This is a genomic window from Cupriavidus sp. P-10 (assembly GCF_003402535.2).
Classification (GTDB): Bacteria; Pseudomonadota; Gammaproteobacteria; order Burkholderiales; family Burkholderiaceae; genus Cupriavidus.
This window is the reverse complement of the sequence record NZ_AP025172.1, coordinates 61,158-76,199: the sequence shown is the minus strand read 5'-3', so window position 1 is coordinate 76,199 and position 15,042 is coordinate 61,158. Positions and strand designations below refer to the sequence as shown.

Sequence of the window (15,042 nt, the reverse complement as noted above, 5' to 3'; positions counted from 1 at the left end):
ATTTCAGTGCAGGGATAGGCAGCCGGCTAGCAGCAGTCGGCAGCGTCAGGATGGGCAATGGCAGGCAGACGGGTTGGCATGTGGTGGTATCTGCCGCCGTAGAACAGCAGCGGCCCGCGTGGCGAGCCGAAGCGGATGTCCTCGACCTGCGCGATGTAGAGCAGGTGGTCGCCGGCAGGATGGACGTCGACCGTGCGCGCAACGAGGTGGACCAGGCTGCCTTCGAGCAGCGGCGTCTCACCGCGGTGGATGAACGGCGGCGCGGCGCCGTCGAGCGGGCGGCCGCCGAAGTGGCCGCTCAGGTGGCGCTGGTCCTCGGCGAGGAAGTTGACGCCGTAGCAGACGCCCTCGCGCACGTGCTGGTGGAAGCGCGACGCGGCCCGCACCGAGACCAGCACCAGCGGCGGCTCCAGCGACACCGACATGAAGGCATTGGCCGTCATGCCGGCCGGCAAGCCATCGGCGGTGTAGGTGATGACAGTCACCCCGGTGGCGAAGTGGCCCATCGTCGCGCGCAGCAGCCGCGCGTCGAGCGCGGCACCGCGGGCAGCGCCACACGGCTGGGAAAGTTGGCAGGTATCCATGGCGGCAGACCGGTCAGCGTCAGACGAGGCGCGTCACGGTGTTCTCCACACCGAGGAGCGCCTTGCCGTAGACCTCGAAGCCGACGGCGGGCAGCGCCACCGCGTGGCGGGCCGCGGTGTTGGCGTCGCGCCACCAGCGCTGCATCGGGCTGCCCTCGGCAAAGCTGCCGGCGCCGTGGGCGGACAGCAGCACGTTGAGGGCATCGGTGATGTGCGCGATGACCTGGCCGGTATGGGCCCGGAGTTTCGCCTTGGTCAGGTAGTCAAGCTCGCGGTTTTCCTGCGCGGCGCGGTCGATCTCGTCGGCGGCGGCAAAGGCCAGCACGTGGGCAGTGTCGATCTTCACGGCGGCCTCGGCGATCTGGCCCTGGAACATCACCGAATGGCTCTGCTTGTCGTAGGACGTATAGGCGATGGCGCGCTGCGGGGCCTTTTCGATCACATACTTCAACGCGGCGCGGCCCATGCCGAGCTGGGCACCGGCCAGGATCAGCGCGGCCACCGGCACAAAGGCGGCGCGATAGGCGGCTTCGTCCTTCATCTCGGTCGGGTAGACGCCGTCCACGGCATCAAGGATGTTCATCAGCCGGTGCTCGGGAACGAACACGTCGTTGCCGACGATGCAGTTGCTGCCCGAGGCGCGCATGCCGGCCGTGTACCAGGTGTCTTCGATCGTCACCTCGCTCATCGGCACCAGCGCCAGGTGCTGGGCCTTGAACGCGCCGTTTTCATCCGACTCGATCACGCCGACCATGGCCCAGTCTGCGTGCAGCGAACCCGACGAGAAGTACCACTTGCCGGAGATCACCAGGCCGCCTTCCACGCGGCGGCACTGGGTGGACGGCGTGAACACGCCCGACACGCGGGCGTCGGGGTTCGCGCCGAACACGTCGTCCTGCGCCTGCTGATGGAACAGTCCGGTGAACCATGCGCAGACATTGGTCAGCGCCACCACCCACGCGGTGCCGCCACAGGCTTCGGCGAGCGCGGCGGTGATTTCCAGGTGCGCGCGCGACGAGCCTTCGAATCCGCCGTAACGCGTGGGCACCATCAGGCGGAACAGGCCGGCTTCCGCAATGGCGTCGATGTTCTCTTCGGCGGCGCGGCGGTTCTGTTCAGAGGCCGCGGCGTTCTGGCGCAGCAGCGGCTGCAGGGCTTCGGCGCGGCGGATCAGTTCCTCGAGCGACGGCGTGGCGCGCGGCGAGCGCGGGCGGTTGAAGGCTTCGATGACGGCTGCGGATGGCTGGGACATGGCGATCTCGGTCGGTGACGTGTGTGAATGGGCAAACGGGGCGAAGGCGTGCACGCTCCCCCGGCCCGGTTCGCACGGGCCGAAACGTCAGTGAGGAGGGAAAGGCACGCCGCGCGGCGGCGTGTGTTTGCCGCAGGCTAGCGGGAGCGGCGGCGGCTCTGCGCGCGCACGGAGCAAGAATTCCGGGGCATGTTGTCTCCTGAATTTGTACGAATATGTCATAACGACATTTATGTCTAATGTAGAGTGCGGGCCGAGATCCGGCAACAGGAATTTCCTCCGGACTTGTCCCGATCCGCGGGCCGACTGCCGTCACTCTGACGATTTGTCAGTGCTGAGGGCAGGGGAAAAAGAGACCGGCCCGCCCTAGGCAGAAAGGCCTGCGAGCATGAAAGGGCGATCCCTCGGATAGCGGGCGTCAGAACACGTGCCGGACGCCGACCATCGCGCCGAGCTGCGAGCCGGCCGGAGCCGGGTTCGCACCGGCCGAGCCGCTGCTGGCCGACAGTGCGAGCTGGCCGTCGTTGTTGATGTAGCCGGCCGTGGCGTAGACCGCCGTGCGCTTCGAGAAGCTATAGGTGCCGCGCAACGCGTAGAGCACGGCCTTGTTGACGCTGCCGTGATAGCGCAGGTAGTAGAACTGCCCCGCCACGTTGAACGCCGGCGTGATGTCGTAGGCCGCACCGGCGTACCAGAGGTCGCTCAGGCGTGTGGCGCTGCCATCGTTATCGCGGCGCAGCCAGCCCGCGCCGAGCTTGGTCCGGTCGAACAGCGCATAGGCGCTCAGCGACAGGCGATCGTCCGACTTGCCGCTCGTGTTCAGTCCGCCGAACGCACCGGGCGCGCCGCGGATCGAGTCGTAGGCAGCTGCTACGCCGAAGTGCTTCGTTTCGTACTGCACGAGCGCCGACCACTCGCGGCAGGCCGACCGGTCGGCCGGGTTCTCGCCCGCGCAATTGGTGCCTGCCGGGCTCGGGCCCGCGTTGGCCGCGTCGCGTCCGAAGCTGTAGGTGGCGCCGAGCGTCAGGCCGCCGAACTTGCCCTTGTACGCGATGGCATTGTCCGCGCGGGCATTGGGGATGTAGCTGTCGAGCGACCCCGAGCCGAAGGTATTGGGGCCGAGAATGTCCGAGTCGAGCATGGACCAGAACAGCATCGTGTACTGTCGCCCCAGCGACACCTGCCCCCAGTTGCCGGACAGGCCCACCCATGCCTGCCGCCCGAACAGCCGGTTGCCCTGGTTCAGCACGCCCGAGTCCGGCGCAAAGCCCGATTCGAGCGCGAAGTTCGCGTTCATTCCGCCGCCCAGGTCCTCCGTGCCGCGCAAACCCCAGCGCGACGGCACCATGCCAGACAGCGTATTCATGCGCACCACGCTGTCGCTCGCGGTGCCGATGTGGTTGACATACTCGATGCCCGTATCGATCACGCCATAGAGCGTGACGGACGACTGCGCACCGGCAAGCGTGGGCATGGCGGCGGCACAGGCCAGCGCCAGGTTGCAGAACTTCATGGGTCTCCTCCTCATTTGTTTTGGTGTAGTCGTCAGGGACGGAAGTGCTGACTGCGGGGGAGTTCAGGCATGCGTGGCAAATCCTGTGGTCATTGCCAGCACGGCGTCGGCATCGGCGTTCGCCTCGCCACGCCAGGCGATGTGGTGGTCGGGCCGGACCAGCACGGCGGGCGCGCCGTACAGAGCGCGGGCGCCGGCGTCGCGCACGGGCAGCACATCGAGCCGGATGCCGCGTTCGCGCGCCGCGTCCTGCCATGCCGTGCAATCGGCCGCGTCGAACGACAGGAGCGTGAAATCGCGCCCGAAGCGGTCGAACAGCACCTCGCCGCCGACCATCGCGTGCGGCGCGCGCGCACCGGGCCAGCCGCTGGCGATGTAATGGTTGGGATCGTCCTGCGGGGGCGTGCCGGGCTCTCGGGCCACAATGGGACTGTCGAGATAGCGCACGCCTAGTTGCAGGCCGGGGATGTTGATTTCGGTGGCGACGTGCATCGCCAGCGCGCGACCCAGTTCGGCGCGCGCAGCCTCGCCTGCATCACCGGCTGCCTCGAGATGGGACGCGATCGGGACGTTGCCAATGCTGTCGGCCATGCGGCGTGCGAACGCGGTATTGCGCACGGCCATGGGACGGCGTTCGAGGTCGTAGCTGTCGAGCAGCGCGGGCGGGGCACCGCCCTGCAGTACCACCGCAAGCTTCCAGCCGAGGTTGACGGCGTCGTCGATCGACGTGTTGTAGCCCATGCCGCCGGTCGGCGTGAACAGGTGCGCGGCATCACCAGCGAGAAACAGGCGGCCTGCACTCAGGCGCCTGGCGACCAGCGTGTAGCCGGCCACCCACGGCATCATGCCGATCAGCCGGAAGTCGTGCGGGGCGCCGATGACGGTGAGCGCCGTGGCGACCGGATCGATATCGCCTGGCTGTTCCCCGTCCTTCAGCTGCACCGCGAGGAGGAAGGACTCGACACCGTCGATGGCGATCAGCAGCCCGCGCTGGCTGCCGTTCACCGCCCAGTACTGCCATGCCTTCTCCTTGGCGAGCACGTCATACAGGTCGCTCGAACGGAAGTAGATCGACAGCATCTGCCCGCCGAAGAAGTCGCGCTTCTCACTTCCCTGCCCTTCGTACTGGATGCCAAGCGTCTTGCGCACGAGGCTGCGCGGGCCATCGCAACCAACCCCGTAGCGCGCTTTCACACGCCACGGCTCGCCGCCGTCGTGCGGCAGGGCATCTACTTCGACGCCGTCGCCGAGGTCTGCCACGCGCACGGCCCGGTGGCCGAAGCGCAGGTCGACACCCGGATACTTCGCCGCTTCCCGCCGCAGGATGGGTTCGATGTACATCTGCTGGGCGCGGTGCGGCAGCTCGGGCGTGGGCCAGGCGGCGTCGCCGTAGTCGCCAAAGGCTTCGAGGGCGGCCGCCTGGGCGCGGCTCGGCACGCGGAAGCGCGTCAGTTCCGCCTGCGACAGCCGCGTGCAGTACACCAGGTCCTGCGGGTAGTCGGGCGGCAGGCCCAGGGCGCGCACGTCGGCTGCGAAGCCGCGCCGGCGGTAGTGCTCCATCGTGCGGGCCGAGGTGGCATTGGCCTTGGGAAAGTCGGGCGGGTCCACATCCTCTTCCAGCACGAGGCAGCGCACGCCACGACAGCCCAGTTCGATCGCCAGCATCAGCCCGGCCGGGCCGCCGCCAACGATCACGACATCGGTTTCCACGGTATTCACGGCAAACCCCTTCTTCTCGCTTAATTGATGGTGGCGCCGGTGCGCTTGATCAGCTCGGCATATCGCTGGCTGTCGCGCGCGACCCACGCGCTGACGTCCTCGCTGCTGCCCGGCGCCGGCGTGAAGCCGAAGGTCGCCAGCTTCGCCTTGACGTCGGGCTCGCCGAGCACCGTGCGCACCGCCTTGCCGATGGCGCTGACCGTGGCCGGCGGCGTGCCGGCGGGTGCCAGCAGTGCGACCCAGCTCGACGCCTCCAGCCCGGCGGGGCCGCCGGCCTCGGCCACCGTCGGCACATTGGGCAATACCGGCGAGCGAACGCTGTCCGCCACGGCCAGCACGCGCAGCTTGCCGGCCTGGATCAGCGGACCAGCGGTGGCATAGGTGCCGAGCGCCCACGTGACCTCGCCGTTGGCGACGGCGGTGTAGAGCTGCGACGTGTCCTTGTACGGCGCGTGCAGCATCTGCGTGCCGGTGGCCACCTCGAGCTGCGCCGCGCCGAGATGGCCGGTGCTGCCCACCGCCCACGAACCGTAGGTGACGGCGTCGGGCGCCTTCTTCGCGGCGGCGATCAGGTCAGGGATGCTGCGCAGCGAGCTTTGCTGCGACACGACGATGAAGAATGCCGCCCGGTACAGGCCGGTGACGGGCACGAAGTCGCGGCGCGGGTCGTACGGCAATTTCTTGAACAGACCCGGATTGATGGCAAGGTGGCCGACGTCGGCTACGACCAGTTCATGCCCGGTGGCCGGCGCGCGCTTGCCGGCTTCCATCGCGATAAAGCCATTGCCGCCGGGACGCGGGTCGACGATGACCGGCTGCCCCCATTCCTTGCCCAGCCGCTCGCCGAGCAGGCGCGACACGGCGTCGGGCCCGCTGCCGGCCGGGAACGGGCTGACCAGGCGGACGGTATGGGACGGGAAGGTTTCGGCACGGCCCGGTGCGGCAACCAGCAGCAGCGCGAGCGCCGCACTGGCGGCAAGGGCCGAAACATGGGGGGCACGGATGCGGGCCGGCACCGCGGCGCCGGTCAGGGGGCGATTCATGGTCAGTCTCCATTTCGTTTTATGGGTATGCATCGACATGCTAGGAATCGCCGGCGCCAGCGAATAGATGGCAGAATTGCCCTATTGATGCCTGACAGTTATCAGTTGGAACACCATGAAGCTCCATCACCTGCGTGACTTCATCGCCATCGCCGAGACCCGCAGCATCCGCGGCGCCTCACGCCGGCTTGGCCTGACCCAGCCCTCCCTGACCCGCAGTCTGCGCGAACTGGAGGCCGAACTCGGCACCCCGCTGCTTGAACGGCACGCACGTGGCGTGGTGCCGACGCCGATCGGCGAAGCCTTCCTGCGCCGCACCCACGCCGCGATGGAGGAAATCCGGCGCGCGCAAGAGGAGGTCGGGCAACTGCGCGGCCGTCAGACCGGGGCGGTGGCAGTGGGTCTGTCCGGCGCCACCTGGCTGGGGCTGGTGCCCGGGGTCTTTCCGGCCTTCCGCAAGTCCCACCCGGGGGTGCGGCTGCATATGGTGGAAGGCTTCTTCCCGGCGCTGGAAGGGCGGCTGGCCGATGGCACGCTCGACTTCTACATCGGCCCGCGCCCTGAGCGCATCGACGCCGACCACTACAGCGTCGAACTGCTGTTCGAGAACGAGCGCCTCGTCGCCGGCCGCAAGGGCCATCCGCGCCGCAACGCGAGGCAACTGGCGGAGCTGGTCGACGCGGAATGGATCCTGACCGGCGCCCGCGAGCCGCTGGAGCGCGAGTTCGCCGACGTCTTTGCCCGCTACGGCCTCACGCCGCCGGTGGCAATGGTGCAGGCGGAATCGATGATCGGCGTGGCGGCACTGCTCTCGATGACCGACGCGCTGGCGTTGCTGCCCCGCCAGTGGGTCGAATCGCCGCTGTTTTCAAGCGTGGTCGAGGTGATCCCGATCGCCGAGCGGATCGACAGTGCCGACATCGTCCGCATCGCCCGCGCCGGTCTGCCGCTGACCCCGGCGGCCGCGCACCTGGCAACGCTGTTCGAGCGCGCGGCCGGGCACTATACGCACCAGCGCGGCCGTCCGGCCACGCCCCGCTGACCGGCACGCGCCGCCCGGCCCCGACCACGTCACAGCCCACCGGCCGTTTTCTCACTCCGCCGGCAGATTCGCCCCAATCCTCTCGAATATCACGCCTTGCGGCGCCTGGGTTTCCGGCAGTGGCGCATTGGCAAGTCCCGCGGCCTCGGCCTCGGCAAGGCCAAGCGCGCGCAGCACCGCCAGGATGACCTGCTCCGGGTAGTCGGCCGGCGCCCCGGGGCGCAGCATGGTCCCGATGCCATAGACAAGCGCGCCGAGGGCCAGATCGCGCGCCACCTCGACATGGGCGATGTGGAAGCGCCGCTGCGCGATGCCGACTTCGAGATCGCGCGTCATATACGCGTCAAGCAGGCGCCCGCGCGAGCCGCGCCGCGTGCCCACGCGCGTGATGAAGGCCCCCCACAGCGGATAGCGGCACGCCATGTGCATGTACAGGCGGCAGCCCACCGCCATGCGCATGGCCGGATCGTCGAACTGGCGCACCACCGGGTCGATCACCGCCAGCACCTCGTCACTGACCTCGCCCGCCACTGCGGAAAGCAGTTCGCCTGTCGTGCGGAAGTAGTTGTAGAACGTGCCCCGCGCTACGCCGGCCGCGGCGATGAAGTCGTCGATCATCGCGCCGTCGGGCCCCTTCTCGGCGAACACGGCAAGCGCCGATTCAATCAGGCGGTTGCGCGTCCTCTCGCGACGCATGGCCGCCACGCGGGTGCGGTGGTCTTCGGCGCCCGCCAGGGCGGCTTCAGTCTCGGTCGCTGCGGTCTGGATCTTGTCTGACATGTCTGTCATTGCATGAATTGCCATGGATTCTAGCAGCGCCCGAACCTCGGGTTTTTCCTACGTCAATTTCATGTTGATGAATTCGTCAATTTGACTAGAATTCGTCCTGACAAGTTCGTCAACATGACTTCAGGAGACACAGGATGCGTTTCGTCAGTTTCGATTTCCAGGGCAAGCAGGCAGTTGGTGTGCGCGAAGCAGCGCAGATTCGCGTGCTGGGCAATGAGCCGCTCGAATCGCTTCTCGCTCGCGGCGTGGATCTGGCCGCGTATGCCGCCCAGGCAAAGGGTGAATTGCTGGACGAGCGCGACGTGACGCTGCTACCGCCGCTGTCGCGCCCGCCCAAGATCATCTGCGTGGGGCTGAACTATGCAGACCACACCAAGGAAAGCCCGTACGAGCAGCCGAACTACCCGACGCTGTTCTTCCGCGTGCACACCAGCCTGGTGGCGCACAACCAGGCGCTGGTGCGCCCCGCCGTCGACGACTGCGCGGGCCTGGACTTCGAGGGCGAGGTCGCCGTGATCCTCGGCAAGGGCGGCCGCCATATCCGCAAGGAAGACGCGCTGTCGCACGTGGCCGGCTATTCGCTGTTCAATGACGGTTCGGTGCGCGAATACCAGTTCAAGGCGCCGCAATGGACGGTGGGCAAGAACTTCGACGGCACCGGCGCGTTCGGCCCCGACCTCGTCACCGCCGACGAACTGCCGCCGGGTGCCCGCGGCCTGCAGTTGCAGACGAAGCTGAATGGCCAGGTGGTGCAGTCGGCCAGCACCGACGACATGATCTTCGACGTGGAAACCCTGATCGCGGTCATCTCGGAAGCCATCACGCTCGAAGCGGGCGACGTGATCGTCTCGGGCACGCCGGCCGGCATCGGCTGGGCGCGCGAGCCGAAGCTGCTGATGCAGCAGGGCGACGTGTGCGAGGTGATTGTCGAGAAGATTGGCACGCTGTCGAACCCGATCGTCGACGAAAAGAAGTAAGTTTCCCCATCGAGACCGCCGGCCATGCGAGCCGGCGGCAACCCCGGAGACAGCCATGCCCGACACCAACGTGGCAGGCCCGCATGCGGCCGTGCATTCCATCGATCATTTCGCGCTGAACGTCCCGTCGATCGCCGAGGCCGCCCGCTTCTACCGCGCCTTCGGCCTTGACGTGCGGGAAGTTCGCAACGGCGACGAACTCGAGCTGCGCACCGCCGACGGCCACCGCTGGGCCCGTATCCTGCCTGCCCCCGCCAAGTCCCTGGCGTGGCTCAGCTTCAACTGCTACGAGCGCGACGTCGGCACGCTGGCGCGGCAGGTCGAACAGGCCGGCGCCGTGCGGGCCGATTCCCCGCACGGCGCCGAACCCGGCGGCTTCTGGTTCCACGATCCGGACGGCAACCTCCTGCAGGTAAAGGCCGGCCCCAAGACCAGCCCGAGCGCCAAGGCCCCGCATGTGACGGTGGGCGCAGGCGCCAGCGTCCGCGGTGCGGTGACGCGCTCGCAGGTGCAGACGGTGCATCCGGAACGCCTGTCGCACGTACTGCTGTTCACGCCGGACGTGCTGCGCGCGCTGGACTTCCACGCGCGCGCCATTGGCCTGCGCCTGTCCGACAAGTCGCTCGACATCATCGCCTTCACGCACGCCCCGCACGGCAGCGACCACCACCTGGTGGCCTTCGCCAGGAGCAGCGCGCGTGGCTGGCACCACGCCGCCTGGGACGTGCGCGACGTCGACATGGTCGGCCAGGGCGCGGCCCAGATGGCCGCCGCCGGCTATAAGCGTGGCTGGGGCACGGGCCGCCACGTGCTCGGCTCGAACTACTTCCACTACGTGCAGGACCCGTGGGGCTCGTTCAACGAGTACTCGGCCGACATCGACTTCGTCGCCCCTGGCCAGCCATGGCCCGCCGGCGACTTCGCGCCCGAGGACTCGCTCTACCAGTGGGGCCCCGACGTGCCGTCCGACTTCATTCACAACACCGAGGCGCCGGACGCGTCCGCGCGCTAACCGCAGCTTTCCAGCGCTTGCCTGATCCCGATGGCAGCCGGCCCCGCCGGCCGCCAGGGGGACGCTCGCGCCCGCTGCAAGGAGACTTTCATGACTGACAATCAAATCCTCGACGTCGCCATCGTCGGCTACGGCCCGGTAGGCCAATCCCTGTCCATCCTGCTCGGCCAGCGCGGCTACCGCGTGGCCGCCTTCGACCGCTGGCCGTCGCTTTACCCGCTGCCACGCGCCGTCTTCCACGATCATGAGATCCGCCGCGTATTCCATGCGATGGGTATCGGCGAAGACGTGGCCGCGATCTCGCAGCCCTCGGCAAGGTACCAGTGGTTCAACGCCGACTGGAAGACGCTGGTCGAGATCGACTGGTCGGCCGAGTCGATCAGCGACGGCCCGGTCGGCTACCTGTTCAACCAGCCCACGCTTGAGGCGCTGCTCGACGGCAAGGCGCGCTCGCTGGCGACGGTCGAGGTCAACCAGGGCTGGGAGGCCACCGCGCTGGTGCAGCACGCCGACCACTGCGAGGTGCAGCTTCGGCAGGGCGCGATGGACGGCGCCAGGTGGTTGCCGACCAGCGCGACGCGCACCGTGCGTGCCCGCTACGTGATCGGCGCCGACGGCGCCAACAGTTTCGTGCGCAAGACCTCGGGCATCGGCCAGGACGACCTCGGCTTCCAGGAAGACTGGCTCGTCATCGACGTGAAACCGAACCCCGGCGTCAAGCTGGATGTGCCAGACATCGGCCAGTGGTGCAACCCGGCCCGCCCGACCACGATGGTGCCCGGCGGCCCCGGCTACCGCCGCTGGGAATTCATGCGCCTCCCGCACGAGACTATCGAGGATCTGCAGAAGCAGGAGATGGTGTGGGAACTGCTGTCGCCCTGGGTCAATCCGGAAAATGCGACGCTGGTGCGCTATGCCGTCTACAAATTCCGCTCGCTGCTTGCCTCGCAGTGGCGCCGGGGCCGCGTGCTGCTCGCTGGCGACGCCGCGCACCTGATGCCGCCGTTCATGGGCCAGGGCATGTGCTCGGGCATCCGCGACGCATGGAACCTGGCCTGGCGCCTCGACTTGCTGCTCAAGGGTACCGCCACCGAAGCGCTGCTCGACAGCTACACACCCGAGCGCCTGCCCCAGGTGCGCGCGGTGATCGATGCTTCCATCGCCATGGGCCAGGTGGTCTGCATTGCCGACCCGGAGGCCGCCGCGCGCCGCGACGAAGCCTTCCTGAGCGGCAAGGTGCCGCCGCTGCCGCCGTTCCCCGGCCTGACCGGCGGCGTCCTTAGCGCGGATTTCGGCAGCACCGGCGTGGCCGGCCGGCTCAGCGTGCACGGACAGGTGGAAGACCACGGCCCGGACGGTGGACATGTGGCGCGCTTCGACGACGTGCTGGCCAACGGGTTCCACGTGATTACGCTCGACGCCGACCCCGGCCAGTACATCGACGCCGACTGCGCCGCCCTGCTGGCGCGCATCGGCGCCAGCACCATCGGCGTGACGACCGATCCCGCGAAAACCCGCCCGGGCCGCGTACTGCGCGATATCAGCGGCAAGTATGCGCGCTTCTTCGCCGAACACGGGGCGCACGCGATCGTAGTACGGCCGGATTACTACGTCTATGGCGGCGTCGCCGATCCGACGCAGCTTCCGGCGCTGGTGGCAAAGCTGGGCGAACAACTCGGCCTGTCCGAGGCGCCGCTGCATCGCAAGGCTGCCTGAGCCGGGTGTGTACCGCGTGTCTTGGGTACACATCTGTTTCCGCCGACCGCTGCGCATTCCCTAGCTTGGTCGCCGCGCGGCCCCTCTCTAGAATCGGCAGATCGTCCATGCCAACAATCTATGAGGGAGACAGCCGATCATGTCGGAGCGGAGAAAGCACACCACCACTGAAATCAGCACGGGACGGCGGCAGGCCCTGGCCGGCGTGATCGGCCTCGCGGCCGGCCTGTCCACGATGAGCGGGGCCGCCAGCGCCGCGCCGGACGGCAGCAGCAAGGGCCGGGCCGCCACCGCGCCGTTGCGCCGCATCGACGTCCACGCGCACTACATCCCCGATCAGTACCGCAACGCACTTGAAGCTGCCGGCCAGGGCAAGCCTTCGGGCATGCCCGCCATTCCCCCATGGAGCGTGGAGCGGCATCTCGGCATGATGGATCAGGTCGACATCGCCACGGCGATGCTGTCGATCTCAGCGCCGGGCCTGCATTTCGGTGACGACGCCGCCGCCCGGCGCCTCGCGCGCTACTGCAACGAAGAAGGCGCGAAGGCCGTCCAGGCGTATCCGGCCCGCTTCGGCCTCTTCGCCGCGCTACCGCTACCCGACGTCGATGGCTCACTCGCCGAATTGCGGTACGCCTTCGACACACTGCGCGCGGATGGCGTGGTGATGGAGTCGAACTATCACAGCATCTATCTCGGCGATGCGCGGCTCGACCCGATTTTCGCGGAGCTGAACCGACGCAAGGCCACCGTGTTCATCCATCCGACCGACCCGTACTGCCCCTGCTGCCAGGGGCAGGCTCAGACACCCGGCCAGCCCCCGCTCCCGCCGCTTGGCTATCCCTACCCGATGATCGAGTTCATCTTCGAGACCACGCGAGCGGTATTCAACCTGATCCTGACAGGCACGCTGGAGAAGTACCCCGATATCCGCATCATCGTGCCGCATGCCGGCGCCGCCGTGCCAGTGCTGGCCGCGCGCGTGGGCGCCATCAACGGCCTGCTGAAGCTTGGCCGGAACAAGACCAGCGTCGACGCCGCGATCCGCAAGCTCTACTATGACCTCGCCGGCGCGCCGGAGCCGGTTGCGTTGAGCGCCTTGCTGCAGGTGGCCGATCCCGCGCGGGTGCTCTACGGCAGCGACTATCCTTTCACACCGGCACCCATTGCCGCCGACCTCGCAGGCATCCTCGACCGCTCGCCTCGTCTCACGCCGGCCATGCGCCAGGCCTTCATGCGCGATAACGCACTGCCGCTGTTCCCCCGCCTCGCCACATCCTGACTGCCAAAGCAGAGGCGGACGCCACCAGGACGTCCGCCAATGCACCCGCTTCATGTTGGAGCGGTGCGCTCGTCCGGATCAGAAGGCGACCTTATCCTTCCCCTTCAGGCCCAGCATCGCCCGCGCCTCGTCCGGTGTCGCCACCGAGTAGCCAAGCTGCTCGATCGTCTTGCGGATGCTGGCCACCTGCTCGGCGTTGCTCGCCGCCAGCCTGCCCTTCGACAGCCACAGGTTATCCTCCAGCCCCACACGCACATTGCCACCCATCAGCAACCCCTGTGTGACGATGCGCGGCTGCAGCGCCCCGGCGCCGAGTACCGACCACACATAGTCCTTGCCGAACAGCCGGTCGGCGGTGCGCTTCATGTGCACGACATCCTCCGGATGCGCCCCGATGCCACCGCGGATGCCGAACACCGACTGGATAAACAGCGGCGCCTTCAGCAGCCCACGGTCGAGGAAGTGCGCGGCAGTGTAGAGATGGCCGATGTCGTAGCACTCGATCTCGAAGCGCGTTTCGTTGGCGTTGCAGGCTTCAAGGATGTGGGCGATGTCGCGGAAGGTATTGCGGAAGATGCGGTCCTCGCTGGCCTCCAGATACGGCCGCTCCCAGTCGTGGCGGAACTCGTTGTAGCGCCCGAGCATCTCGTACAGCCCGAAGTTCATCGACCCCATGTTCAGCGACGCCACCTCCGGCTGGAAGCGCGCCACCGGTGCCAGCCGTTCTTCGATGGACATGGTGGGCGCGCCGCCCGTTGTCAGGTTGACGATCACGTCAGACGCCGGCCCGATGGTGCCGAGGATCTCGCCGAACAGCGCCGGGTCCTGGCTTGGGATACCCGTCTTCGGGTCACGCGCGTGCAGATGGACAATGGCGGCGCCGGCCTTGCCTGCCTCGATGGCGGAGGTGGCGATCTGCTCCGGCGTAACGGGCAGGTAGGGCGACATCGACGGCGTATGGATGGAACCCGTAATGGCACAGGTGATGATGACCTTGTTGGAAGGCATGGTTCAGTTCCGTTGAATACTGGGAATCGAAGAGGAAAAGGACGGGGAGGCCGGAGCGAACAACGACGTCGCCCCGTCCTTGCAGGGGACAAAACGGTTTGGCGCGGCGTCAGCGCGCCGGATTTGCAGTGAACACGATGCCTGCGCGCCGGCTTTCATAGCGCCACACGCCTGGCATGGCTCACGCCTCCGTGTTCTGGACGAACCACGGCGGCACCTCGGGTCCCCACTGGTGCATGGAGTTCTCCGGTGGGTGGTCGCCGGCGGGCCACGCCGCGCCGGCCGAGATGTAGTCCATGTCGGCGGAATACTCGCAAAACGAGCCCCAGGGATCGCGCACGTAGTGAAAAAAATTGGAGCCAAGCACGTGACGGCCGGTGCCCCAGCCTTCGGCATAGCCGGCGGCGGCCATCTGTGCCGCGCCCTGCCCGACCTGGTCGATGCTCGCAACGTCCCACGACGCGTGGTGCCAGCCTCTGGCCGGGCTCGCGGCGAATGCCACCAGATGATGGTCGCTGCCGTGCGGCGCGTGAGTGAAGGCGACCATGTCGCCCGAGCGGTCGGACAGCCGCAGGCCGAGTGCGCTGGCGTAGAAGTCGAGCGCGCGCGTCACGTCCGGCGTGAACAGCGCCACATGCGACAGCCGGCGCGGACGTACGATCGCCACTTCATTGCGGAACAGCGCGCCGCGTGCGTCGGCGCCGACATGGACGCTGTCTACCGGTGGCTTTTCCGACGGACTGGTCTTGGGACCCACCTTGACCTGGACGAGATTGCCGTCCGGGTCCTGGAACCACATGCCACGGCCTGAGGCGTATGGAGCGTTGTCCGCGAAGCGGACCTTCGCCGCTTCGAGCTGGCTGCGGATGGTCTCGTAGTCCTCCTCGTAGCAGTGGAAGCTCAGGTAGGCGAGCTGGCGGCGCTCGCCGGGGAAGAAGCGCGCCCAGAGCTGTTCATCCGGGGTCAGCACGTCAAGCCGGTCGCCGTGATCGACCACGGTCAGGCCGAAGGCAGTGTGGAAATGGCGTGCGTCCTCCAGGTTTGGAACGGTCAGCGCATAGTGGCCGATGGAATGAATGGCGGCGTGTCTGGTGGTTTCAGTCAT

The 15,042-nt window shown here is 67.8% G+C and carries 13 protein-coding genes; 5 read left to right on the top strand and 8 right to left on the bottom strand.

The features are described from left to right. Nucleotides 1-26: 26 nt before the first annotated feature. From CTP10_RS30410 to CTP10_RS30390, 5 genes are all read right to left on the bottom strand, one after another. Nucleotides 27-584, bottom strand: a complete 558-nt coding sequence (locus CTP10_RS30410; protein WP_199414538.1) for a flavin reductase family protein — start codon at nucleotides 582-584, stop codon at nucleotides 27-29. 19 nt (nucleotides 585-603) lie between these two features. Then, nucleotides 604-1,836 (bottom strand): acyl-CoA dehydrogenase family protein, encoded by a 1,233-nt coding sequence (locus CTP10_RS30405; protein ID WP_116318430.1) that lies wholly within the window; start codon nucleotides 1,834-1,836, stop codon nucleotides 604-606. 418 nt (nucleotides 1,837-2,254) lie between these two features. After that, the gene (locus CTP10_RS30400; protein WP_116318429.1) at nucleotides 2,255-3,349 is read right to left on the bottom strand and encodes a porin; all 1,095 of its coding nucleotides are present in this window, start codon (nucleotides 3,347-3,349) and stop codon (nucleotides 2,255-2,257) included. A 63-nt stretch (nucleotides 3,350-3,412) separates the two neighbouring features. Continuing rightward, the gene (locus CTP10_RS30395) at nucleotides 3,413-5,068 is read right to left on the bottom strand and encodes an FAD-dependent monooxygenase (protein ID WP_233528014.1); all 1,656 of its coding nucleotides are present in this window, start codon (nucleotides 5,066-5,068) and stop codon (nucleotides 3,413-3,415) included. 20 nt (nucleotides 5,069-5,088) lie between these two features. Then, nucleotides 5,089-6,111, bottom strand: coding sequence for a Bug family tripartite tricarboxylate transporter substrate binding protein (locus CTP10_RS30390; protein ID WP_116318428.1), 1,023 nt, complete (start codon nucleotides 6,109-6,111; stop codon nucleotides 5,089-5,091). A gap of 115 nt (nucleotides 6,112-6,226) precedes the next feature. Here CTP10_RS30390 and CTP10_RS30385 point away from each other — a divergent pair, with 115 nt between their 5' ends. Continuing rightward, a complete protein-coding gene (locus CTP10_RS30385; protein WP_116318427.1) occupies nucleotides 6,227-7,153 on the top strand; it encodes a LysR substrate-binding domain-containing protein in 927 nt (308 codons plus the stop codon). A gap of 51 nt (nucleotides 7,154-7,204) precedes the next feature. On the opposite strand, the gene CTP10_RS30380 is transcribed toward CTP10_RS30385, so the two are convergent. Next, nucleotides 7,205-7,933 (bottom strand): TetR/AcrR family transcriptional regulator, encoded by a 729-nt coding sequence (locus tag CTP10_RS30380; protein ID WP_233528013.1) that lies wholly within the window; start codon nucleotides 7,931-7,933, stop codon nucleotides 7,205-7,207. 143 nt (nucleotides 7,934-8,076) lie between these two features. On the opposite strand from CTP10_RS30380, the gene CTP10_RS30375 reads away from it, so the two are divergent. From CTP10_RS30375 to CTP10_RS30360, 4 genes are all read left to right on the top strand, one after another. Then, nucleotides 8,077-8,919, top strand: a complete 843-nt coding sequence (locus CTP10_RS30375) for a fumarylacetoacetate hydrolase family protein (RefSeq protein WP_116318426.1) — start codon at nucleotides 8,077-8,079, stop codon at nucleotides 8,917-8,919. Nucleotides 8,920-8,974: 55 nt separating this feature from the next. Further along, nucleotides 8,975-9,931, top strand: a complete 957-nt coding sequence (locus CTP10_RS30370; protein ID WP_116318425.1) for a VOC family protein — start codon at nucleotides 8,975-8,977, stop codon at nucleotides 9,929-9,931. A gap of 90 nt (nucleotides 9,932-10,021) precedes the next feature. Beyond that, on the top strand, nucleotides 10,022-11,647 hold the full coding sequence (gene mhpA / locus CTP10_RS30365; RefSeq protein WP_116318424.1) for a bifunctional 3-(3-hydroxy-phenyl)propionate/3-hydroxycinnamic acid hydroxylase MhpA: 1,626 nt from the start codon (nucleotides 10,022-10,024) through the stop codon (nucleotides 11,645-11,647). 139 nt (nucleotides 11,648-11,786) lie between these two features. Next, a complete protein-coding gene (locus CTP10_RS30360; RefSeq protein WP_233528012.1) occupies nucleotides 11,787-12,929 on the top strand; it encodes an amidohydrolase family protein in 1,143 nt (380 codons plus the stop codon). Nucleotides 12,930-13,007: 78 nt separating this feature from the next. On the opposite strand, the gene CTP10_RS30355 is transcribed toward CTP10_RS30360, so the two are convergent. Further along, nucleotides 13,008-13,937, bottom strand: coding sequence for a 3-keto-5-aminohexanoate cleavage protein (locus CTP10_RS30355; protein WP_116318423.1), 930 nt, complete (start codon nucleotides 13,935-13,937; stop codon nucleotides 13,008-13,010). 181 nt (nucleotides 13,938-14,118) lie between these two features. Then, entirely contained in the window at nucleotides 14,119-15,042 is a 924-nt protein-coding gene (locus CTP10_RS30350; RefSeq protein ID WP_116318422.1) for a VOC family protein, read from the bottom strand.

What these genes read in the sequence shown, in the direction of transcription:
- CTP10_RS30410 (WP_199414538.1), bottom strand. Translation starts at nt 584, where the DNA reads ATGGATACCTGCCAACTTTCCCAGCCGTGTGGCGCTGCCCGCGGTGCC.
- CTP10_RS30405 (WP_116318430.1), bottom strand. Translation starts at nt 1,836, where the DNA reads ATGTCCCAGCCATCCGCAGCCGTCATCGAAGCCTTCAACCGCCCGCGC.
- CTP10_RS30400 (WP_116318429.1), bottom strand. Translation starts at nt 3,349, where the DNA reads ATGAAGTTCTGCAACCTGGCGCTGGCCTGTGCCGCCGCCATGCCCACG.
- CTP10_RS30390 (WP_116318428.1), bottom strand. Translation starts at nt 6,111, where the DNA reads ATGAATCGCCCCCTGACCGGCGCCGCGGTGCCGGCCCGCATCCGTGCC.
- CTP10_RS30385 (WP_116318427.1), top strand. Translation starts at nt 6,227, where the DNA reads ATGAAGCTCCATCACCTGCGTGACTTCATCGCCATCGCCGAGACCCGC.
- CTP10_RS30380 (WP_233528013.1), bottom strand. Translation starts at nt 7,933, where the DNA reads ATGTCAGACAAGATCCAGACCGCAGCGACCGAGACTGAAGCCGCCCTG.
- CTP10_RS30375 (WP_116318426.1), top strand. Translation starts at nt 8,077, where the DNA reads ATGCGTTTCGTCAGTTTCGATTTCCAGGGCAAGCAGGCAGTTGGTGTG.
- CTP10_RS30370 (WP_116318425.1), top strand. Translation starts at nt 8,975, where the DNA reads ATGCCCGACACCAACGTGGCAGGCCCGCATGCGGCCGTGCATTCCATC.
- mhpA (WP_116318424.1), top strand. Translation starts at nt 10,022, where the DNA reads ATGACTGACAATCAAATCCTCGACGTCGCCATCGTCGGCTACGGCCCG.
- CTP10_RS30360 (WP_233528012.1), top strand. Translation starts at nt 11,787, where the DNA reads ATGTCGGAGCGGAGAAAGCACACCACCACTGAAATCAGCACGGGACGG.
- CTP10_RS30355 (WP_116318423.1), bottom strand. Translation starts at nt 13,937, where the DNA reads ATGCCTTCCAACAAGGTCATCATCACCTGTGCCATTACGGGTTCCATC.
- CTP10_RS30350 (WP_116318422.1), bottom strand. Translation starts at nt 15,042, where the DNA reads ATGACTGAAACCACCAGACACGCCGCCATTCATTCCATCGGCCACTAT.